Consider the following 21,500-nt stretch of genomic DNA (forward strand, 5'->3'; position numbering starts at 1 on the left):
AAGGGGCCGCGCCGGGCGGCCCTGCCCTTCCCGTTCACCGGCATTGCCTGCCGCGCAGTTCTGAAGCAACATAGGACTTTGCCTTGAAGCGAGTCGCGCATGAACCTGCCTTCCCACCAGCTGTCGATGACGGTCCTGATGACGCCGGACACGGCGAATTTTTCCGGTAACGTCCACGGCGGCACCATCCTCAAGCTGCTCGACCAGGTGGCCTATGCCTGCGCCAGCCGCTACGCCGGCCGCTACGTGGTGACGATGAGCGTCGACCAGGTGAGCTTCCGCCAGCCGATCCACGTCGGCGAGCTGGTGACCTTCCTGGCCTCGGTGAACTACGCCGGCCGCAGCTCGATGGAGATCGGCATCAAGGTGATCGCCGAAGACATCCGTTCGCAGGCGGTGCGCCATGTGAACAGCTGCTTCTTCACGATGGTGGCCGTCGGCGACGACCGCAAGCCGGTGGCGGTGCCGCAGCTGACGCCCTCGACGCCGGAGGAAGAGCGCCGCTTCGAGGAAGCCAGTGGCCGCAAGGAAGCGCGCCTGGAGCTCGAACGCCAGCACGCCGCGCGCGCCGCCGCGCGCACCTAGTCCCTTGCATGGCGTGCGGCCAGGTACGGCATGGGCGGCTACCATAGGCGCTCAACCATTCCAGGAAACGATATGAAAGCTGCCCTTCTCGCACCGCTGGCATTGCTGTTCGCCCTCCAGGCCCAGGCTGCCGGCGCGGATGCCAGGCCGCTCGCCACCATAGGCTCGCTCGACGTCCAGCGCTACATGGGAACCTGGTACGAAATCGCCAAATTCCCGAACGCGTTCCAGAAAAAATGCATCGGTTTCACGAGCGCGACGTATAGCGCACGCGCCGACGGGCGGGTCGATGTGGTCAACCGCTGCCGCCTCGCGGACGGCAAGGACAATGTGGCGACCGGCGTCGCCCGCCAGCCCGGCGGCCCCACTTCGCCGAAGCTGGAAGTGCGCTTCGCACCGGCCATTCTCTCGTTCCTGCCGATGGTCTGGGGCGACTACTGGGTGATCGACCTGGACGCGAACTACCAGCTCGCCGCGGTCAGCGAGCCCAAGCGTGAATACCTGTGGATCCTGTCGCGCACACCCAAGGTCGACCCGGCCGCCTACGATGCGCTGCTGGGAAGGCTGGCAGCCCAGGGGCTGGACATGAAGTGGCTGGAGTCGACGAAGCAGGCGGATTGACACCTTCTTCGCTCTTGACGCGCCCATTTTGGCGGGGCTGCTACCGCCGCGTTTGCGGGTATGCTAGAATGCGAGCCCTTGGCCTGGTAGCTCAGTTGGTAGAGCAGAGGATTGAAAATCCTTGTGTCGGTGGTTCGATTCCGCCCCGGGCCACCAAGATTCAAAGCGAAAACGCCAACCCCCGCAGGTTGGCGTTTTTGTTGGCGGCTTGCGCTGGCGCTTGTGATGGAGTCCGTGCCCAAGCTTCTCTTCAGTGAAACGACAGGCCTACCAGAACAGATCGTCATCCCGCTGCGGTTTCGATGTCGATTTCGGTAGGGCCTTCAGCCAGGCCTTCAGCATTTTCACGTCACGCAAGGACTGTAAATCCTCGTCAATCATCGCGATCGTGATGCGCAGATCGGCGATGTCGCTGTCGAGTGTGCGCATCATGGCGGCCGGCGTCACCTCGTCGAAGATATCCGCCCCCATTTCAATCGATGCCACCTGTTCCAGGCCTGCAATCTCATTCTCGAGTTCGGTCAGCTGCTCTGTTAGCACCTTGTTGTATTGCTTGATTCGTTCGTCGCTCAGATTGGCCAGACTTGCCTGATCGATCTGCTCGACTTCGAGCTGAAGTTCCAGCAGTCCGAGCATGTCATTGGCGGCATAGGCTATATTTACCCGCTGCATTAGCGCTGTTTTACGCTGTCGTTCCGCATCATTGGTTTCGCGATCAGGGTGCAACTGGCTTGCTAGCTTGCGGAAAATGTCGCGCATGGAAAGCTGCATCCGCTGCGCTTCGGCAGCTTGGCGGCGCTCACGCGCCAGATCGGCCGCACGCTTTGGGCGTGGCCCGCCCTGATGCTGATTCGGGTCGGCTTCACTGCCCTGCTCATCCAGCTGGGCCTGGAATGCCTTGAGCATCGCCTCAGGAGAGCGTACGTCGATATCACCATTGAACTCGGCACCCAGCAACGCTTCCATCATCTGCCTGATCTCATCCTTGCTTTCCTCTTCCTGAGCATCGAAATCAGCCCCGCCATGGCGGTTGTAGATATCCTTGAGAACCTCGTCATCGGCCTCGGATAACAGGTCGAGCACCGTAGACGAAACAAACTTGCTGAGCTTGTCGCGCTCGCGCTTGCCCAGTAATTTGTGGCCGTGCATTTCGTCCAGCAGCAACACAAATTGTTTGAGGCGCTCACAGTGGGTTTCCATGAGGGGCCGATATTCGCGGTCGGCCTTGCTCACGACGATGGGGAGCGTCTCCTTCCACGCGGCCAGCAGGGAACGTGCCGCTTCCAGTTTTTTGATGAGCGTATTGAACTGTTTTCGCGCCCGCGAAACGGGACCCGTGGCGGGATGAGTCAAACGAAGGGCGTGCTGCGGATTTGATTTCATACGGAGGTAAAAGTTGCGTTGTGAAGGCAGGTTCAGGCGCGGACAAGGCGGACGCGATAGCATAACAGGCTCGGTTGACCGGCAGCCTAGCCCGGAAGAGCAGATTGAAAATCCTTGTGTCGGTGGTTCGATTCCGCCCCGGGCCACCATGATTAGTCTTCGCGAACGCCAACCCCTACCGGTTGGCGTTGTCGTTTGTGAAGTCCTGATGTCTGGTTCATTCCGGGCCTTCCTCCTTCGATCCTAACGGACGCAGTCGTTGCGCCCGCTGCGGTACGCTTGCAGCATACGCACGCCCGTGCGATGGGAGGATCGACAATGCATCACATTCGTTGCGGCACCGGCAAGCCTTTGCTACTCATTCATGGCCTTGGCGGCCATTGGCAGAGCTGGAAGCCGATTCTGGCCGATCTCGCGACGCGGCGCGAAGTCATCGCGGTGGACCTGCCTGGCTTTGGCCAAACGCCAAGGCTGGCCGGCGAAACCTCGATCCACACCCTGGCCAATGAGACCGCCGCCTTCCTCCATGCCCACGGCTTGAGTGGCATAGATGCGGTCGGCAGCTCGATGGGTGCGCGGCTGGTGCTGGAGCTGGCGCGACGCGGTGGGGTCGTCGGCGGCGTGGTGGCGCTCAATCCCGGCGGTTTCTGGCAGGGATGGGAGCGTCACGCGTTCTTCAGCTCGATCTACCTGTCGATCCGGCTGCTGCGGCTGCTGCGCCCGGTATTGCCGGCTGTCTGCGCCCACCCGCTGGGTCGCGCTTTGTTGCTGGCACAATTTTCTGCCCGGCCGACAAAGCTGGCGGCAAACACCGTGAGCGATGAGTTGTGCAGCTATGTGGCCTCGCCGGCTTTTGACGAACTGCTGGCCCAGCTCGCCTACGGTGAGGAGCAACAAGGGGCTCCGCGCAACAGCATCGCCCATCCGCTCGTCATCGGCTGGGGACGGCGTGACCGGGTCTGCTTTCCGCGTCAAGCCAAGCGCGCGCTGGACTTGTTCCCGGATGCTCGACTGCACTGGTTCGATCGCTGTGGCCATTTTCCGCACTGGGATGCGCCGGCGGAGACCGCACGGCTGATCCTGAGTACACTTGCCGGTGCGCGCGCCAATGCTGCAGTCGGGCTTTCACACGAGCGCCATGGCGACCTTCCTGAACAATCCTCCAGCCTGCAGCAGCCACAATTCACCGGCTGACCGTGACAGCCTCCATTCGAGCAAAGGAAATCAATGACAATGCAAACTGAAACCGCCATCCTGGCCGGCGGCTGCTTCTGGGGCATGGAGGAACTGCTGCGACGTGTTCCCGGCGTGCTGTCGACGCGCGTCGGCTACACCGGCGGCGATGTGCCCAACGCCACCTACCGCAACCATGGCACCCATGCGGAAGCGCTCGAAGTGATGTTCGATCCGGGCCAGATCAGCTATCGACAGATCCTCGAATTTTTCTTCCAGATCCACGATCCGACCACGGCGAACCGTCAAGGCAATGATCGGGGGATGAGCTATCGTTCCGGCATCTATTATCGCGACGACGCACAGAAGCGCATGGCCGAGCAGACCATCGCCGACGTCGACGCCTCCGGCCTCTGGCCCGGCAAGGCCGTCACCGAGATCGCCGCGGCGGGGCCATTCTGGGAGGCTGAGCCGGAACACCAGGACTATCTGCAACGCAATCCAAGCGGGTACACCTGTCATTTCATCCGGCCGGGCTGGAAACTCCCAGTCCGGCCGGAATCTGCGTAAGCCGAGGATTGCACATCCTTGTGCCGGTGGTTCGATTCCGCCCCGGGGCCACCAGGAATTCGGCCGTAATGCAAAACGCCACCTTCGGGTGAACAGCCAGTGCAAGGCCGCCGGCGCTACAATCGTCCCCATGAAAATGCGTAAGAAATCCGAGCTGCCGGTGAAGGCCTGCGCCCAATGCGCCCTTCCCTTCAGCTGGCGCAAGAAATGGGAACGGGACTGGGGCCAGGTCAGGTATTGCTCCGAACGCTGCCGGCGCAGCGCCCGGCCGGCAAAGGACGTGGCAGGCGGTTGATAGAACGCCGGAAAGATGCCAACCCTCGGGTTGGCATTGTCGTTTCTGGAAACACGTGCCCTCAATCGCGCCGGCGCGTCCCGGCCTGGATGGCCGGCCCCTGGGCAGCCGGGCAGGCATGTGCGGCGACAGGTGGCCGGGCGCGTCCGCTCGCGGCTTCGATGAAGGCCGGCTTGCGCAAGTCCGCCAGCGAGAACCACAGCTTGCTGCGTTCGACCGGCAAGGAGGGAGCGCGTGCGACATTCGGCAGATCGATGATACGGCGTCCCGCCAGGCCGGCGGCGGCGATCTGCGCGGCGAAATAACTATAGAAAAGCTGGTCGAAGGAACCGTCGGCCACGGCGCGCTCCAGGCCGCGCCGCACGTCCGCGGCCAGGCGCGTATTGCGGCGGTTGACGAAAAAATAGGCATCGGTCGGGTAGCGCAGCACGATATGCGGTTCGAGCGCCAGGGCAGGATGCTCTTTATGTTCGGCGAATACCTGCTGGACGGCGCGCGGGTAGTAGTCGATCCGCCCCGCCTCGAGCATCTTGAACATGCCCGCGTAGGTCGATGAGACCTCGACCGGCAAGCCGTTGGCGCGCAGGATCGCCGTGTCCGGCCAGTCGTGTCCCTGCCCCGCCACGAACTTCTTCAACTGCCCGGCTTCACGTACGGCGGCGAACTGGTGCAATCGCTCCTTGCGCACCAGCGCGATGCGCCAGCCGAGCATGCCCTTGGTGAGCGGCACCGGCACGCCCAGCAGGGCAGCTTCGCGCTCGGGCGAGGTCATCGTGATCATGATGTCGAGCTTGCCGGAATCGCGCTCGAGTTCGGACACCGCCCGCGCCTGTTTCATGCTTTGCCCGCTATAAATCAGGGTATGGCAGACCCCGGCTTTTGCGAACGCCAGTTTCAGCAGCGCGACGCCATACGGATCGCGCCCGGTATCGGCCCATTCCGGACGCAAGTAGGTGTAGGTCGCGGCGCCGCCGGGCAGCGTGCACAGGCAAAGGACGCTCGACAGCAGCATTGAGGCAAGTCGGGGCATGTTCGGCGAAAATAGGCGGGCGTGCCAGGGGTCTGACACCGGTATTGACAAACTGCATGCTAGCACGGGCTCACCCAGGGATACGGCGGCGTCCGCTGATGTGTTGCTAAAAAGCAACCATCACCCGGCTTGGTGGTATTTCTTGTTGGGAGTGGCTGGAACCCGAAGTCGTCGTGTCAACCCTCATTCTTTCTTTCCCTGAATTCAGCATCGATCACCGTCTCGTCGATGCGTCCGGAAGGGGTGCGTCCAGTGAATCTATACACCGACGCCAGCATTCGATCGAATACCACGCGCCTCAACCAAGGGTAAAAGAGAACAAAGGCCGTCACGAAACCAGTGAACACCGCTGGCACATAGTCGCTTTGCGACAGGAAGTGCAACAAGCAGAGCGCGAGTATGCTCACGATCAGTGGTCTACGGGCAGGTCGAGGTAACAGGCCAACAATGCGCAGCTTACCTTTGCTTATCCAGGGAAATCTTGCAAAAAGACCGCCAAGCAGCAGTCCTGCGATGACCCGGCCCGTGCCGAGATAATCCGCCAGGACGCCGACGACAAGGAAACCGGTGTAGGTCATCGTGCTGGCCAAGGCTGCCAGCAGTAATAACGCAGCAGCGAGCGTTAGCTTTGGCGCACGTAGCGCCGCCCTGACTAAAAAACCGAGGATGTGTGTACTCCTGCAAATGGACGCCGGAAGGCTGTCGCAAATTCTAACAGCACTCTCCTGTCAGGGCCGCTCAAGGATCCGGATGACGCGGCGTCTAGATCGTCCCCTGCCTGCCACCGGTCTTGCCCGGAATGACGACGCTCTCCAGATCATCATGCTCATGCTGGAACAAGGCGGAGGAAGTCTGGAAGGGTGCCTTCTTGCGCTGGCATCCAGCTTGTTTGCATTGCTCGCCGAATTTCAATTCCATGTAGGCGGGACAATTCTTGTAGTCATGATCAACGCAGGGCATAGCGCCTCCCGAAATGTTGATGGCTTACGAGGCCTGTTTCAATCTTCAGATTACACCACGAGCCGGAAGTTTGCCTAAAAATAGTGCATACCTTCCTTACATTCGATCCGCCAAGATGGTCGATCTCGTCCACACAATGCCCACGGTTGATTGACCGACCAACACGCCAACCCATGCAGGTTGGCGTTTTTGTTTCCGGGCCAATCAAGAGGAACCTAGTTACCGCCCTGCGCCTGCGCCATCTCCAGCGCAGGCAGGGTGACCGTCAGGAACGAGGACACCTGCCCGATCAGGTCGGCGGCCTGCTGGCGCACCTGTCCCATCTGCAGGATCGACAGTTCCGCCTGGCGCACCGCCAGCTGGATCAGGGTGCGGCGCTGTGTGAGCGCATCTTCCAGCGCCGCATCGACCGCGCCGCCGGCGAGCTTGGCCACCACGGCCAGCACGGCCCCGTGCAGGGCAAGGTTGTGGGCCGACTCCTCCAGGTTGCGCGTGGCGACCTCGCTGTCGGCCAGGAGCTGCACCAGCTGCTCGCGGGACGCAGTCAAGGCAGGCTTGTACTGAGCGGGCGTCATCGGGCGGCGGAACAGCTTGCCGAACACACCGGGCGTGGCCCTCGTGCTTGCCAGCGCGGCCTCCAGCTGCGCGGGCACGGCCATCTGCGCGAATGTCAGCACCAGTTCCGTGATGGGCTGGAGCTGCGCGGCCTGCTCCATCAGCGGCCCCTCCGCCCACTCCGTGACCAGCTTCAAACGCACCGGCAGGATGCGGCGGAACAGGGCCGCCATGCGCTGCTCCGCGTGCTCGAACAAGCCAGGGTAGTCGGCCCAGCCAAGCGCCAGGGCATCGCGCACCGCGGGATGGTCTTCGCTGTCGAACAGGGCCTTGGCCACGGCCTTCGGCATGGCGCCGGAAGGCGTCGGCGCCGCGGGCAGCTCGTCGAAGGACAGCGCCCTCGGCGGGCTGATGGGAGCAGGCGCAGCAGGCTCCTCGCCGAAGTCGAAGGAGCGCGGCACGGTATCCAGCTTGGCCGGCGCCGGGGAAGGCTCCGGCTCCTCACCGAAATCGAAGGCCTTGGGCGTCTGGTGGGTCATCGGCACCTTGCCATCGTGGGCAGCGCTTCGACTGGAAGGCAGGGGCGCCCGGCCGTCCTCAGACGGTGCCGCCGAGCTTGCGGATGAAAGTCGCCAGGTTCAGCTTGAAGCCGGCGCCGACGGCATGGAAGCGCCATTCGCCATCCTTGCGGTACAGCGAGCCGAACTGCAGCGCGGTCTTGTCCGAATAGTCTTCGTCGAGGTCGTATTCGGCCAGCACTTCGCCGGTCTCGTCGTTGTACACCTTGACGTAGGCGTCGGTGACGCGGCCGAAAGTCTGCTTGCGCGCCTCGGCCTCGTGGATGGTGACCACGATCGGCATTTCCATGACGGCCGCGTCGACCTTGCCCAGGTCGACGGTGATGACCTCATCGTCGCCGTCCTTGTCGCCCGTGCGGTTGTCGCCCGAGTGCACCACCGCGCCATCCGGCGAGCTGGTGTGGTTGTAGTAGACGAAGTGGGCGTTGCTGAGCATGACCGGGTGGTCGCTCGCGTCTTTCTTGCACAGGAATACCGACGAGTCGAGGTCGAAGGCCTGGCCTTCGGCCGCGTTGACCTTCCATCCGAGTCCGATACGAACACGCTTCAAGCCCGGGGCAGATTTTTCGAGATTGATGCGGTGGCCAGTTTCGAGCGTCGTCGACATGGTGTTTCCTTCATGGTGAAAATACTATTTTCGCTGGAATGCGCGCCCGCAGCAACGGGCGCTGTCCCTGCTCAGGCCCCGCCTGGCGAAAAGCGTTCGATCAGCTCGCGCTCGAGTTGCTGCAGTTTCGGCAGCTCGTCCCTGCGGCGCTGCTGGCCTTCGTTCGAGATCTGTTCGAGCTTGTCGAAAGCAGTAATCAGCTGGGTCTGGACGTGCTGGGCGGTTTCCAGGCTGACCAGGGAACGCTGCTTGGCGCGGGCCACCGTTTCGGTATTCTCCAGCAGCATGTCGGCCTGGGCGCGGAAAGCCGCGTCGGTGGCGTCGTAGGCCGCGTTGGCAACCGCCGCGCTCTGCTTGGCCTCGAGTTGCAGCAAATACAGCGAGAACACGTTGCGCCAGGCCGGGATCGACACGTTGACGATGTCCGTGAAGGTATCCGTCAGGGCGCGGGCGTTGTCTTGCGACAGGCGGATCTGCGGCACCATTTGCGTGGCCATCAGCATGGCGCGGCGCAAATCGTCGATGCGCTTTTCCAGGCGCTCGAGACGGCGCTTGAGCTCGGTGGCCTGCTGCGCCTCGAAGGCGTTGGCCGGCGCGGCCTGCTGCGCCACCGCCTGCCTCAGTTGCCCGGCCCAGGCTTCGCCCTTCTTCACGTCGGCATCGAGGCCCTGGTAGTACATTTCCAGGCCTTTATACATCTCGTCGAAATCCTGGATGCGGCCCCGGTGCACGTTGGCATGGCGCGTCATTTCCGACACCAGGGTGTCCATGCGCGACTCGACCACCTGGTACTGCGACAGCATTTTCTCCTTGACCGAGCCGAACATGTTCGTGACCCGCGACAGCAAGCCGCCGGAGCGCAGCTTGGCCGGGTCCAGGCCCTTGGAAGTGGCGATCAGTTCGTTCAGCTGCGTGCCGAACACGTCCGCATCCGACGCGCGCACGGTGCCGAGCAGCTTGGCCGACACCTTGGCCACACCGGCGCCCGTATTGCCGCCCAGGGCCTCGATGGCCTTGTCGTCGATGCCGGAGATATCGACACGGACCAGTGGAGCTGCGTTCGCCTCTGGACGCAATGCAGGCAGTGCATCAGTCATGCCGGCAGGAGTGAGCAGGGGCGCCAGGACGGGCGCAGGCGCCGCGGGTGCTGCGTTCGCTTCTTCGTCGGAGGAGAACAGCGGTTTCATAACTTTCCTTCAGGTTGAAGTGACAACATGAATAGCTTACCACTGGACAATCCGGCTGCGCGAGTATCGCTCTTGCGCGCCATCGGCCGTTCGTTCAGTATAACCAATCCACACACCGCATTTCATGTGAACCTGCAGTGCCGCCAGGAGCAAGGCCCTGGCCGGCAAGCCCCGGCCCGCCGGCGCTCCCGCACCCCGCGCATGATCCGTCCGCACCCTCTCTGCTTGCATGTGGGCCTCGCCTCCCTATGATGAAGAGAGGCTCTCCACCAACCATACTGGAGGTGTGCGATGAATACGCTGGCGAATGGGCAATTCGATACGCTGAAAAGCGTCATCCGAGGAACGATCCTGCAAGCGCAGGATCCGGGCTATGACGCGGCCCGCACCGTCTGGAACGCGATGATCGACCGGCGCCCGGCCATCATCGTGCGCTGTGCCGGCACGGCGGACGTGCGCGCCGCCGTGGCCTATGCGCGCGACCACCAGCTGCCCCTTGCCGTACGCGGCGGCGGCCACAACATCGCCGGCAGCGCGCTGTGCGACGACGGGCTTGTCATCGACTTGTCGGGCATGAAATCGGTCCAGGTCGATCCACAAGGCCGCCGCGCCTGGGTCGAAGGCGGGGCCACCTTGCACGACTTCGACCACGAAGCGCAGGCCTACGGGCTGGCCACGCCCCTGGGCATCAATTCCACCACCGGCGTGGCGGGGCTGACGCTGGGCGGGGGTTTCGGCTGGCTCAGCCGCACGCTGGGCCTGGCGGCCGACAACCTGCTGTCGGCCGAGATGGTCACGGCCGACGCGCAGCGCCTGCAGGTGAGCGCGGCGGACCACCCCGACCTGTTCTGGGCCATCCGTGGAGGCGGCGGCAATTTCGGCGTGGTCACCCGCTTCGAATTCCAGCTGCACCCGGTCGGTCCCGAGATTACCGCCGGGCTGATCGTGTTCCCGTTCGACCAGGCCCGGGCGGTCTTGACGCACTACCGCGATGCCGTCGATGCCATGCCTGCCGACCTGACGGTCTGGGCCGTGCTGCGCAAGGCGCCTCCCCTGCCCTTCCTGGCGCCGCAGGTGCATGGGCAGGAGGTGCTGGTGCTGCCGGTGTTCTCGCCAGGGCCGGCCGCGGCCGCGAATGCGGCCATCGAACGCATCAGCCAGTGGGGCGAACCTCTGGGCATGCATGCCGGCCCCATGCCATATGCGGCCTGGCAGCAGATCTTCGACCCCTTGCTCACGCCGGGTGCGCGCAACTACTGGAAATCGCATAATTTCGCCCGGCTGAGCGACCAGGCCATCGAGGTGGTCCTGCGCTATGCCGCCAATTTGCCCACACCGCAGTGTGAGATCTTCCTCGGATTGCTGGGCGCGCAAGCGAGCGTGCCGGCGCCGCAAGCGACGGCCTATCCACACCGCGACGCCTTGTATGTGATGAACGTGCACACACGCTGGGACGACGCGGCCGACGACACGCGCTGCATTGCCTGGGCCCGCGATTTCTTCAAGGATGCCGCGCCGTTCGCGAGCGGGGGCGTGTACGTCAATTTCATGCCCCAGGATGAAAGCGAGCGCACGCCCGACGCCTACGGCGCGAACTACGAGCGGCTGGCACAGATCAAGCAGCAATACGATCCCGACAACCTGTTCCGCGCCAACCAGAACATCCGCCCCGCCAGCGGCGCCACCGCCTGACGGGGCTGGAGCTGCGAAACGGCGTCGATTGCAAAGGTGTGCAGCAGATCGCACGATCGGTGTAGGCTACTCTTCAGATAAGGAGAATCTTGCTCGCGTACCTGCGACCCGCATCCTCCCGCCTGCGAACGAAGGTTCATGGCCTGAACTGATCGATGCTCATCGGTCCGCGGTTCATGGCGATAGCAACTCCGACTATTTTTCAACTGTCTGGAAGGAAGCGCCATGTTTGACGACATCATCCCTACGCTGGAGCAGAAATTTGGACTGGGAACGCATGCCCGGTCGTTCGTACAAATGCTGCTTGCGAAAATCAGCGATCCCAAGCACGGCGGTTTCGCCGGATTCATCCAGCGCCTGCGCGACGGCGGCATGGGGCCGACGGTGGATACATGGAGCACGTCGCCGAACGCCGCCGCGCCAGTCTCCGTTCCCGAGCTCGAGCGCGCAGTCGGCGACACCAACCTGGTGTCGGACATGGCGTCGCGGTTCGGCATCGACCGGACCAAGGTGAGCGCGGCGCTCGGCTACGCGATCCCGGCCATCGTGTCGCGCGTGGCCAGGGGCGGCGTGATGCCGGCCGCCCTGCCGGCCGAGGCCGAGACCTTCATCGGCAACCGTGGTGCATGGGCGTCGGCAGCTCCCATAGCGGCGTCCCAGGCGGGGGCCGTGCAGGCGCCCGTCAGGAACTGGCTGCCCTGGGCTGCGGTGGCGTTGATCGCCCTGCTCACGCTCGGTTACTGCAGCACGCAAAAACGCAGCGAACCGGTCGATGCGGCGCCGGCGCCGGTGGTCGTCACGCCTCCCGCGGCCACCGCGCAAGCGCCGGCCCCTGTCCCGGATGTCGTGGTGGTCGAGCCGGAAGGCGCTGCCGTCGTCGCCGCCGAGGCCAACGGCATGCCGATGCTGAAGGTGTATTTCGATACGGCGAAAACCGAGATATCGAACGAGTTCCAGGACAAGTCCGCGGCAGTCATCGCCTACATGAACGCCAACCCCGACAAGACGGCGGTCATTTCGGGTTTCAGCGACCCGACGGGTAACGCGGCTGCCAATGCCAAACTGGCGAAAGCCCGCGCCGAAGCGGTGCAGCAGAAGCTTGTCGCCGCCGGCATCGCGAAGGAACGCACCGTGCTCGAAAAGCCGGCCGAGACGACCGGCACGGCGCCGACCAATGCGGCATCGCGCCGGGTGGAAGTCATGATGCGCTAAGCCCCTGGCGCATTTCCATCATCGCGCGGCCCTTCGCCGCGCGTGCCAGGCTGCCTGCCCGGTACGCGCTTCATCACGTACCCGCAGGCGGCTTGCCTGCCGTTCACGCCTTCATCAATCACGCATAAGGAGCACCATGAACATCCTGATGGTTTTGACCTCGCACGCGCAACTCGGCGACACCGGCAAGAAAACCGGCTTCTGGCTGGAAGAATTCGCCGCCCCCTACTATGCGCTGCAGGAAGCCGGCGCCACCCTCACGGTCGTGTCGCCCCTGGGCGGCCAACCACCTCTCGATCCGAAAAGCGACGAACCGGATGCGCAGACGGAAGCGACCAGGCGCTTCAAGGCGGATCCACAAGCGCAGGCAGTGCTGGCCTCTACCGGCAAGTTGGCCGAGGTGTCGGCCAACGATTTCGATGCCGTATACTATCCAGGAGGCCACGGCCCGCTGTGGGACCTGGCGGAAGACCGCTCGTCCATTGCACTGATCGAACAGATGATCGCGGCGGGAAAACCGGTGGCGGCCGTATGCCATGCGCCAGGTGTCCTGCGCCACGCCAAGGGCCCGGACGGCAAGCCGCTGGTGGAGGGAAAGAAGGTCACCGGCTTCACCAATACCGAAGAAGAAGCGGTCGGCCTGACCCGCATCGTGCCCTTCCTGGTGGAAGACATGCTCAAGCAAAACGGCGGCATCTACAGCAAGCTGGGAGACTGGCAAGCCTATGCCGTCACCGACGGCCTGCTGGTGACCGGGCAGAACCCGGCTTCGTCGGAAGCCGCGGCCAAGGCACTGCTCAAGCTGCTGAATAGCCTTGTCGTTTAACCGGACAGGCACACTTCGATGCGCTCGACGACCTGCTGCACGTCGGCGGGTGGTACTGGCGGGCTGAAGAAATATCCCTGGCCAACGTGGCAGCCATGGGCGAGCAGCCAGTTCATCTGCTCCCTGGTTTCGACTCCTTCGGCCACGATGGTCATCTTCAGCGCAATCCCCATGGCAACGATGGCCTGGGTCAGCTTCTCGGCGTTTGGATCCTGCAGCATGGTGCGGGTAAAGGATTGATCGATCTTCAGGCACTGCAGCGGCAACTGGCGCAGGTAGCTCAAGGAAGAAAAGCCTGTGCCGAAATCATCCAGCGCAGTGATCATGCCGTTCTCGTTGAGCGAGCGCAGGACGTCCTGGGTCTCGTTGAGCTGGCGCATGAAGCACGATTCGGTCACCTCGATTTCCAGGGCCGAGGGCGGCACCTTGTATTCCTCCAGCAGGCCGGTCAGGTACCCGACCAGGTTGGGCGAGAGGATATCCGCGATCGACAGGTTGATCGAAATCGGCAGCGTCAACTGGCCCTGGCTACGCCACCGGGCCTGTTCCGCGATCGCGCTGCGCATGACCCAGCGGTCGATCCGGATGATCTGGTCGCTGTGCTCGGCGATGGGGATGAAGGCGGCAGGGCTGTTTTGCCCGCGAGTCGGGTGGTTCCATCGCACCAGCGCTTCCAGGCCGACGACCTTGCGGGTGATGAGGTCCACCTTGGGCTGGAACACCAGGGATAGCTGGTTGCGCTCGACCGCCTCGTCGAGGTCGCGCTCGAGCAGGTAGTGCTCGAGTTGGTCCGCCGCCATCGCCAGCTCGAACACCACGCTGCGGCTGCGGCCCTCGGATTTGGCCTGGTACAGGGCCAGGTCGGCGTGCCGCAGCAATTCGCTGACCGACCGTCCATGGCCGGGCGGGATCGCGATACCGACCGAAATTCCCAGGCGAAATTGTTGTCCATTGATGTCGAACGGGGAGGCCATGGCCTGGTGCAGGCGCTCGGCAAAGGTCAGGGCGGTGGCGGCATTCGGGTGCGGGATCTGCAGCAGCAGCATGAATTCGTCCCCGCCCAGACGCGCCAGCAGGTCGAATTCCCGCATCACCGCCTTCAGCCGCAGGCTCAATTGCTGCAGCACCTGGTCCCCGGTTTCGTGGCCATAGGTGTCGTTGATTTTTTTAAAGTGGTCCAGGTCGAGCAGCATCAGGGCCGTGTTGTACTGGCCGTCCTCGAGGCGCCGCGAGACCTCGTCCTCCATGGCCCGGCGGTTGTACAAGCCGGTGAGATGGTCGTGATGGGCGCGCCAGTGCAGGGTTTCCTGCATCTTGCGGTTCATTTGCAGCTTGTTGACCTCGCTCAGGATGCGCAGCAGGTTCTGCAGCGCGTCGGCATCGACCTGCTCCCAGGGATCCGAATGCCCGCGGACGGATTGCTGCCACTCGGCGAACGAACGGCGCGGCTCCAGGCGAATCCGGCCATTCGGCATGGCAAGCACATCCTTGACGGGCTCGCCGCCCCATCGCACTTCCTGCACCACTTCCCCGCGCGTCATGAAGCAGAAAATGGTGTCTTCCTCGCGCCGCTGCGCCAGCAACAGGCCTGCTGCTTCCGGCAGGAACATCAAGGCATTCCGGCTGGACGTGAGCAGGTTGTCCCACATGCGGACCTCCGGGCTGCTGCTCTGGAGATCGAGCCGGGCCCCGATTTCGTCGAGGATCTGGTGGGTCGAGCCCTGGCGCCTGCCTGCTCCGCCGATGCAGGCGAGCGTGCCGATCTGCACGCCAAAATTGCTGGCCTTAAAAGCCTGCAAGAGCTTGGGCAGCCACAGCTCCAGGACGACCGGAATATCCCCATCCTGGATCAAGGCCTGGTGAAACTGGTTCAGCAAACGGTCCAGGGTCAGGCGGTGGCGTACTGCTTCGAGGTGGGACAAGGCCTCGATCCGCATGTTGGCGATCTCCGCCAGCAGTTCGGCGATCTGGCGCATGCCTTCCCGGATCTGGTGCGGAGGCGTCCTGGGATGGTGGTGATGGCATGCGATCAATCCCCACAGTTTGCCGTCGCAGACGATGGACAAGGTCATCGTGGCACGCACGCCCATGTTGCGCAGGTAGGACAGGTGCACCGGGGACAAACCACGCAGCATGCTGTGGCTCTGGTCGAGCGCGTCGCCGTTGGGAAGCAGTTCGGGCACCAGCACGTCCATCGACGCTTCAACATCGGCCAGCAGGCGCAGTTTGTTGCTCAGGTAGAGGGTGCGCGCCTGGCTGGGAATATCGGAAGCGGGAAAACGCAATCCCAGGAATTTTTGCTGGTAATCGCTGGACGTATGCTCGGCCACGACTTCGCCGCAGCCATCGGCCATGAAGCGGTAGAGCATGACGCGGTCGAAGGCGCTGACTTCCTGGACCACTTTCACGCATACCCGAAAGAATGCATCGAGCCCTTCGGCGCGCCGCAGGCGGGCAATGATGTCGGCGAAATCGGCGAATATCTGATGTTGCCGCCCTGCTTCGTCCGGGCAGGCATTCATGGGCAGCCATTCGATCAGCGCCACCGCGCCGGACCGGTGCCCCAGGCATTCCCATTCCAGGGCGGCAGGATGGGCCTGCGCGGCGCCGGCCTGCTCGAAGCGGGGCCGCCAGGGCAAGGCTACCGGATGCGCCAGCGGCAGGGTGTCGAGATCGAAGGGATCGGATGCGTCCGCCGCGACGACGACATCGGCCAGCGGCCTGGAGAGAAGCGCTGCAGCGTCGTGCAAGCCCGGCCAATGGCGGACGATTCCTGCGGAGACCTGGACGATGCAGCGGCTGGCGATGTCCACAACCATGAGGAAACCGTAGGACTGGACTGTGCCCAGGAGGTGGATGGCCTCCTGGGAGCAGGATTTCTCCAGTTCGGCGGAAATGGTGTCGTCATGCACACCCGGGCTCATGCTCTCCAACCCCTTACAGAATGCGGACAACGACAAGTGAGACACGCGGCACGGCCGTTGGTTCCGCTCCGGTGCCCCGGGTTAGTTGCGCTCGGCTGCCGACTTGTCGCGCGCCGCGCGGAACTCCGAATCGACCGACCAGTTCGGCCAGGTCTTGGTATTGGCCAGGTCCAGGCCCAGCGAATACAGGAGGCCGAGGTCGCGCGCCATGCCGGTGAAGGTCCAGCTCGGGTCGAATTCATCGGCAGGCTGGTGATAGGCCTTGGCCGTATAGTCGTCCTCGGCGGCCTGGCCGGCCTTGTCTCCACCGTCGATCCAGTTCTTGCCGGAACCGAAGGAAATCGCCGGCACACCGCGTTTTGCAAACGGGAAGTGGTCGGAGCGGAAGAAGTAGCCCGCTTCCGGCTTCGGATCCGGCGAATAGGCGATGTTCGATGCCTTGGCCTTGGCGACCAGCTGGTCGAGCAGGTCCAGCTTGGCGTTGCCCGAGATGTTGAAGTCGCGCGAAGGACCGCGCGGATTCAGCGCATCCATGTTGATGAGGCCGACCGTCGTCGCCAGCGGGTAGACCGGGTTCGATGCGTAGTATTCCGACCCGAGCAGGCCCTTCTCTTCGGCCGTCACGGCCAGGAACACGACGCTGCGCTGCGGCGCCGGCGCCTTGCCATAGGCACGCGCCAGTTCCAGCAAGGCGGCGATGCCGGTCGCGTTGTCGACGGCGCCGTTGTAGATCCTGTCGCCCTTCGCGTCGGGCTGGCCGACGCCCAGGTGATCCCAGTGGCCGCTATACATCACGTATTGCTTCGGCAGCTTGCTTCCTTCGCGAATTGCCACCACGTTCTTCGACTTGATCACCTGCGCATCGACCGCATAACTGGCCGACAGGGTGACGCCCTTGAGCTCCACCGGCTTGAACGTGCGTGCCTGCGCCTGCTTCTTGGCGGCGTCGAAATCCAGGCCCGCCGCCTTGAACATGTTGGCGGCCAGGTCGCGCTGGATCCAGGCTTCCATCGGGGCATGCGCCTTGCGCGGCTCCTTGCGCACGATGTCGTACATCACGTTAGTGTTCGAATTTTTCACCGTCGGCCAGCCGTAGGATGCCGGCGCCGACTCGTGCACGATGATCGTGCCGAGCGCGCCGCGGCGTGCCATTTCCTCGAACTTGTAGGTCCAGCGGCCGTAATAGGTCATCGCCTTGCCGCCGAACTCGCCCTGGCCGGTCTCGAAGTCCGGGTCGTTGATCAGCACCACGGCCAGCTTGCCCTTCAGGTCCATGCCCTTGAAGTCGTCCCACTTGCGCTCGGGGGCGGTGACGCCGTAGCCGACGAAGACCAGGGGCGCCTTCTTGAAATCGACCTGTTTCGCGCCGCTCATCGATGCGCGTACGGCCATGTCCTCGCCCTGGACCAGCTTGCGGCTGCCCTTGGCGTCGACGAGGGTCAGCTGGACCGGGCCCTTGATCTCGAAACGGCCGAGCGGCACGTCCTGGGTCCAGCTGCGCTTGCCCGCAAGCAGGTCGCCGCCCGGTTGCAGGCCGGCCGCCTTGAATTGTTCGACCAGGTAATTGACGGTCCTGGTCTCGCCGGCGGTGTTCGGGCCGCGGCCTTCGAACTCGTCCGAGGACAGGACCTTGACGTCCCGCGACAGCCGTTGCGGGTCGAATACCGGTGTTTCAGCGGCCTGGGCGCACGCGCCCACCAGGCCCAACAGCACGAAGTTAAGGTTTTTCAATCTGGATCTCCATCGTGTGAACATAGCAGGAAGGCCACATTATCACAGGCCGCGCCAGGATTCATGCCGCTCGACATCGCTTCCCGCGCCGCTATTCCAGCACGATGCTGCCCGTGCCCAGCCGGCTGCCCCTTGCATTGGCAGGAGCACGGCCGTTGTCGTAATCGACCACCTCCGCCTTGCTGGCCGGATCGACATGCCAGATCCTGAGCCCGAAGCGCCCGGCCCCACCCGCGGCGCCGGGGTCCGTCGCCAGCCTGAACCGGTAGCCGCCCTTGCCTCCGACCACCCCGCTGCCCTCGAACACCTGCTGCGTTCCCTGGCGGCCCAGCAGCCGGATGCTGTCGCTGCGGAAATTCCAGCCCGGCAGGTCGAACTGCAGCCGGCCCGGCAGGCCTGCCGCATTGGTGGACGGCGCGAGCAGGCTGAAGTTCACGGGCCCCGCGTGGGAGGGGCGCCGCTTGAGCGCTCCCGGCGGCGACATGATGGCGCCGGTTCCGGCCACCATGCTGCCCGCCGGCCCGGCCACCGCGATGCGACGGCTCACGGTGGTGCTGCGTCCCCTGCCGTCCGTGACGGTGGCGGTGACCCGGTAGATGCCCGGCGCCGCGAAGCTGTGGCCGGCGCTGGCGCTGCCCGTGCCGTCGGCCCCGGCCAGCCTGCCCGCCTGCGCGCCGCTGCCGTCGCCCCAGGACCAGCTGACGCTGCGCGTGCCGGCCCGGTCTTCGTCCACGAAGCTCAGCGTCGCCTGCAGGGCCACACCGGCCCTGGCGACGCCCGGCACGACGATCGGACCGACTACGGGACCGCCTGCATGCTCGCTCTTGTTGGCCATGACCGGCTTGAGCAGCACCAGCCCGGCATTGGAGCTGGCCACGATCGCGCCGCTGTCGTTGATGGCGATGGCGTTGTCCAGTACCAGCCCGGGCGGGGCCTTGCGCAGGCGCTTGTTCAGGTCGACCATGCCTTCGTGTGCGCTCCAGGCGAAGGCGCGCGCCTCGCCGGCCCCGCTTTCGGCCAGGCCGACGACCTGGCCCATGCCATTGATACCCAGCGCAAACGAGGTGGCGCCGCCCAGCGTGCCGAGGCTGCGCATGCCCTCGGGGCGGGTCCAGGACATCGCGCGCTGGGTGCCGTCGGGCAGGTTGATGATGCCGGCGATCGCCAGGCCAGGGTTCATCGCGCTCACGAAGGATTCGGTGCCGCCGGCCGTGCCGAGGTCTTTCATCGTGCCGCCCGGCGTCCACAGGAAGGCGTGGTAGAGGAAGCTGGTGTCGAGGATGACGTTGCCGGCCACCTCCCCTGCCGCGCCGACCGCCACGCCGATCGAATCGAGGCCGCCCAGGGTATCGATATCGAGCAGCCCTGCGCCACGCGTCCAGGCAAAGGCGTGCCCGTCAAGGCTGGCGGTGGTCGAGTTGCCGGTGATGAGGCCGGCATCGTTCAGCGCCGTGCCGGAGGAAAAGCTGCCGGAGTCGGGCGTGAAGGCCCCGAGGTCTTCCATGCCGCCCGCCGCGCTCCAGCGGAAGGCGCGCGGCGGGAAGGACGGTACCGCTTCGGAAGTGCCGGTGACCACCCCATGCCGGTTGATCGCCGCAGCGCGCGCATTGCCTGCTCCCGGCAGCACGCCGATGTCGCGCATGCCGCCGCCGGCGGTCCAGATGAAGGCATGCTCGTTGCCGGACGCCAGCGTGGAGCCGCCAGTGATCTGCCCGGCATTGTTGAGGTCGACCGCAAGGGTATCGGCGCCGCCCAGCGTGCCGATATCCTGCACGGCATAGCCGTTATAGAAATAGCCGCGCGAGCCGGCGCCCGGGTTCAGCGAAAACGACACCTGGCCCATGGCGTTAATCTTCGGTAATGCGCTGAGCGGATCGGCGCCCAGGTTGACGACACGGTAGGCCGTGGGCAAGGCCACGGGCTTGCGCTCGGTGCCGGCGGCCGCCTGCCGGGCGTGTGCCGCGCCGGCCAGCGCCAGCACGAGGATCAGGAACAGGCTGGGCAGCCATGCGGCAGGCTTGCCCGGGAACGGGGTTCGATGAAGACGTCGCATGATTTCTCTACCGGTCAAGATTGAAGAAGCGGCCTCGGCGCCACAGCGCAGACGACGACGGGCCGACCAACGATCATGCGCCGCATCGGCGCCGTACGGAAGCAGATATGCGCGCCAAAGCAGGCGCGCGTGGCTTAAATCAAACGCGTTTCTTCCTTCTTCCCACCAAGCCATTGCACAGGCCCAAAAGAAAAGGCCTGGCATCAGCCAGGCCCATCATTTCCTTCCGTTCCTACCGGCTGGCTTACGCGGCCTTGCCCGGCAGCGGCAAGCCTTCAGCCAGCGCCAGCCTTTCCATCGCGCCCTCCAGCACCATGCGCGCCCGGCCCGCGGCCAGGCCCAGCTCGTGGTGCAGGCGCGCGTCTTCCTGGTTGCGCGATGCGCACTGGGCGCTGTAGCGCTCGAAGCTGCCAACCATCATCAGGATGTCCGACAGGTGGCGTGGGCATTCGCAGGACATGCGGTTGCCGGCGGCGATGATGGTCGCCAGCATCTCGTCGTCGAAGCGGCGCGGCGCGATCTGCTCACCAGGCTGCTCGGGCGCCGGCAAGCCCTGCCCGGCCAGCGCCGAGCGGCACAGCAGCACCAGCTCGCCGATCTCGGCCGGCACGCGCGCCACCAGGCAGCCCTGCTCGCGCAGCGCGCGGATCGTGGCGCTGCCGCAGAAGCGGTACAGCACCACCACTGCCGCCGCCCGCGTGAGGTCGCGCGCCGCCGCGATCTGCGGGACCGTCTCGTCGTTCAGCTCGGACGCTTCGATCAGCAGCACGTCCACGCCCACGCCGTCCGCCACCGCCGCCACGCCCTCGAGCCGGGCGCAGTGGCGCTGCACCTGGAGCGCACGGCCGTCACGGCCGCTGGCCGCGATGCGGCGCACCAGGCTGTCGCCAACCACCAGGGTGCGCATCGGCCCACTGACACCGGCCGCCCGCGAGGCATCCGGCGCGATCATTTCCTCGAGCCGCTCCACCGGCAGCTCGGTCAGCACGCCGATCGGGTGGCCCAGGTCGACCAGCTGCTTGAGCAGGCCAAGACGGCGCACCTGCTCGGCCGTATATAGCCGTTGCCCGTGCGGCGAGCGCTGGGTATCCGACAGCGCATAGCGCCGTTCCCATACCCGCAAGGTTTCCACCGGCAGGCCGGCTAGCCGCGCCGCCACGCCGCTACGGTACGTCACTTGCCGTAGTCCATCTTGCTTCTCATCCGTTTTATTGATCATCTGACCCGCCGTTGAACCCGCAAATTAAATATATGTCCCGCGACAAACCCGAGACATTACGCAGTGTAGCGCAAAAATATGCCGAATATGAGTACAAACATGATTCGTGCGCTGCATCCAGGCAAAGAAAAAGCCACCCGAAGGTGGCGTCGCGGATGCGGTAGACGCGCAAACCTCAAACCCGGGGTCAGGTCCTGACCCTTCCCCACATATTTTCCTTGTAGGCGGGCCGGGTTGCTGCTAGCTTCCCTGTCAAAAAAGCGGTGCATGCATGGCTGTGTTAGCCCTCTCTTTCGTAG

19 protein-coding genes and 2 tRNA genes are annotated in these 21,500 nt (G+C 64.4%); 11 read left to right on the forward strand and 10 right to left on the reverse strand.

Annotation, left to right across the window (positions count from 1 at the left end; translation table 11 throughout):
• Positions 1-99: 99 nt before the first annotated feature.
• From AC56LR_RS18650 to AC56LR_RS18660, 3 genes are all read left to right on the forward strand, one after another.
• Positions 100-585, forward strand: a complete 486-nt coding sequence (locus AC56LR_RS18650; RefSeq protein ID WP_497132517.1) for an acyl-CoA thioesterase — start codon at positions 100-102, stop codon at positions 583-585.
• Between the two features lie 72 nt (positions 586-657).
• Positions 658-1,206 carry a lipocalin family protein gene (locus AC56LR_RS18655; RefSeq protein WP_497132519.1) on the forward strand — a complete coding sequence of 183 codons (549 nt, stop codon included), beginning with the start codon at positions 658-660 and terminating at the stop codon, positions 1,204-1,206.
• Positions 1,207-1,286: 80 nt separating this feature from the next.
• A tRNA-Phe gene (locus tag AC56LR_RS18660) sits at positions 1,287-1,362 on the forward strand.
• 111 nt (positions 1,363-1,473) lie between these two features.
• Here the strand turns inward: AC56LR_RS18660 and AC56LR_RS18665 are convergent.
• Positions 1,474-2,589, reverse strand: coding sequence for a J domain-containing protein (locus AC56LR_RS18665; protein WP_497132521.1), 1,116 nt, complete (start codon positions 2,587-2,589; stop codon positions 1,474-1,476).
• Between the two features lie 318 nt (positions 2,590-2,907).
• On the opposite strand from AC56LR_RS18665, the gene AC56LR_RS18670 reads away from it, so the two are divergent.
• From AC56LR_RS18670 to AC56LR_RS18685, 4 genes are all read left to right on the forward strand, one after another.
• Positions 2,908-3,783, forward strand: coding sequence for an alpha/beta fold hydrolase (locus tag AC56LR_RS18670; RefSeq protein ID WP_497132523.1), 876 nt, complete (start codon positions 2,908-2,910; stop codon positions 3,781-3,783).
• A 33-nt stretch (positions 3,784-3,816) separates the two neighbouring features.
• Entirely contained in the window at positions 3,817-4,332 is a 516-nt protein-coding gene (msrA, locus tag AC56LR_RS18675) for a peptide-methionine (S)-S-oxide reductase MsrA (protein WP_497132525.1), read from the forward strand.
• Positions 4,292-4,386 (forward strand) — tRNA-Cys (locus AC56LR_RS18680). The genes msrA and AC56LR_RS18680 overlap by 41 nt, the downstream gene beginning before the upstream one ends.
• Positions 4,387-4,468: 82 nt before the next feature.
• Positions 4,469-4,627, forward strand: a complete 159-nt coding sequence (locus AC56LR_RS18685) for a DUF2256 domain-containing protein (RefSeq protein WP_497132553.1) — start codon at positions 4,469-4,471, stop codon at positions 4,625-4,627.
• A gap of 61 nt (positions 4,628-4,688) precedes the next feature.
• Here the strand turns inward: AC56LR_RS18685 and AC56LR_RS18690 are convergent, their stop codons facing one another.
• Complete coding sequence (locus tag AC56LR_RS18690; RefSeq protein ID WP_497132527.1) at positions 4,689-5,657, reverse strand: substrate-binding periplasmic protein; 969 nt, start codon at positions 5,655-5,657, stop codon at positions 4,689-4,691.
• 176 nt (positions 5,658-5,833) lie between these two features.
• Positions 5,834-6,235, reverse strand: coding sequence for a hypothetical protein (locus tag AC56LR_RS18695; RefSeq protein WP_497132528.1), 402 nt, complete (start codon positions 6,233-6,235; stop codon positions 5,834-5,836).
• A 1-nt stretch (position 6,236) separates the two neighbouring features.
• Here AC56LR_RS18695 and AC56LR_RS18700 point away from each other — a divergent pair, with 1 nt between their 5' ends.
• Complete coding sequence (locus tag AC56LR_RS18700; RefSeq protein ID WP_497132530.1) at positions 6,237-6,695, forward strand: hypothetical protein; 459 nt, start codon at positions 6,237-6,239, stop codon at positions 6,693-6,695.
• Positions 6,696-6,832: 137 nt separating this feature from the next.
• Here AC56LR_RS18700 and AC56LR_RS18705 read toward each other — a convergent pair whose 3' ends face one another.
• The 3 genes from AC56LR_RS18705 to AC56LR_RS18715 form a co-directional block, all read right to left on the reverse strand.
• Positions 6,833-7,711, reverse strand: a complete 879-nt coding sequence (locus tag AC56LR_RS18705; RefSeq protein WP_497132532.1) for a hypothetical protein — start codon at positions 7,709-7,711, stop codon at positions 6,833-6,835.
• A gap of 58 nt (positions 7,712-7,769) precedes the next feature.
• A complete protein-coding gene (locus AC56LR_RS18710) occupies positions 7,770-8,357 on the reverse strand; it encodes a TerD family protein (protein ID WP_497132534.1) in 588 nt (195 codons plus the stop codon).
• A gap of 71 nt (positions 8,358-8,428) precedes the next feature.
• Positions 8,429-9,544, reverse strand: coding sequence for a toxic anion resistance protein (locus AC56LR_RS18715; protein ID WP_497132537.1), 1,116 nt, complete (start codon positions 9,542-9,544; stop codon positions 8,429-8,431).
• A 291-nt stretch (positions 9,545-9,835) separates the two neighbouring features.
• On the opposite strand from AC56LR_RS18715, the gene AC56LR_RS18720 reads away from it, so the two are divergent.
• From AC56LR_RS18720 to AC56LR_RS18730, 3 genes are all read left to right on the forward strand, one after another.
• Positions 9,836-11,236 carry an FAD-binding oxidoreductase gene (locus AC56LR_RS18720; protein ID WP_497132539.1) on the forward strand — a complete coding sequence of 467 codons (1,401 nt, stop codon included), beginning with the start codon at positions 9,836-9,838 and terminating at the stop codon, positions 11,234-11,236.
• A 225-nt stretch (positions 11,237-11,461) separates the two neighbouring features.
• Positions 11,462-12,448, forward strand: coding sequence for an OmpA family protein (locus AC56LR_RS18725; RefSeq protein ID WP_497132541.1), 987 nt, complete (start codon positions 11,462-11,464; stop codon positions 12,446-12,448).
• Between the two features lie 136 nt (positions 12,449-12,584).
• Positions 12,585-13,274, forward strand: coding sequence for a type 1 glutamine amidotransferase domain-containing protein (locus tag AC56LR_RS18730; protein WP_497132543.1), 690 nt, complete (start codon positions 12,585-12,587; stop codon positions 13,272-13,274).
• On the opposite strand, the gene AC56LR_RS18735 is transcribed toward AC56LR_RS18730, so the two are convergent.
• From AC56LR_RS18735 to AC56LR_RS18750, 4 genes are all read right to left on the reverse strand, one after another.
• Positions 13,271-16,198: a bifunctional diguanylate cyclase/phosphodiesterase gene (locus tag AC56LR_RS18735; RefSeq protein ID WP_497132545.1), complete on the reverse strand. Its 2,928-nt coding sequence runs from the start codon at positions 16,196-16,198 to the stop codon at positions 13,271-13,273. The two genes, AC56LR_RS18730 and AC56LR_RS18735, sit on opposite strands and share 4 nt — an antisense overlap.
• Before the next feature lie 81 nt (positions 16,199-16,279).
• The gene (locus AC56LR_RS18740; RefSeq protein WP_497132547.1) at positions 16,280-17,929 is read right to left on the reverse strand and encodes a M28 family metallopeptidase; all 1,650 of its coding nucleotides are present in this window, start codon (positions 17,927-17,929) and stop codon (positions 16,280-16,282) included.
• 91 nt (positions 17,930-18,020) lie between these two features.
• Positions 18,021-19,982 (reverse strand): PKD domain-containing protein, encoded by a 1,962-nt coding sequence (locus AC56LR_RS18745; RefSeq protein WP_497132549.1) that lies wholly within the window; start codon positions 19,980-19,982, stop codon positions 18,021-18,023.
• 244 nt (positions 19,983-20,226) lie between these two features.
• Entirely contained in the window at positions 20,227-21,159 is a 933-nt protein-coding gene (locus tag AC56LR_RS18750) for a MerR family transcriptional regulator (RefSeq protein WP_497132551.1), read from the reverse strand.
• Positions 21,160-21,500 lie beyond the last annotated feature (341 nt).

It is taken from the genome of Telluria sp. ZT3P39, from assembly GCF_059685935.1.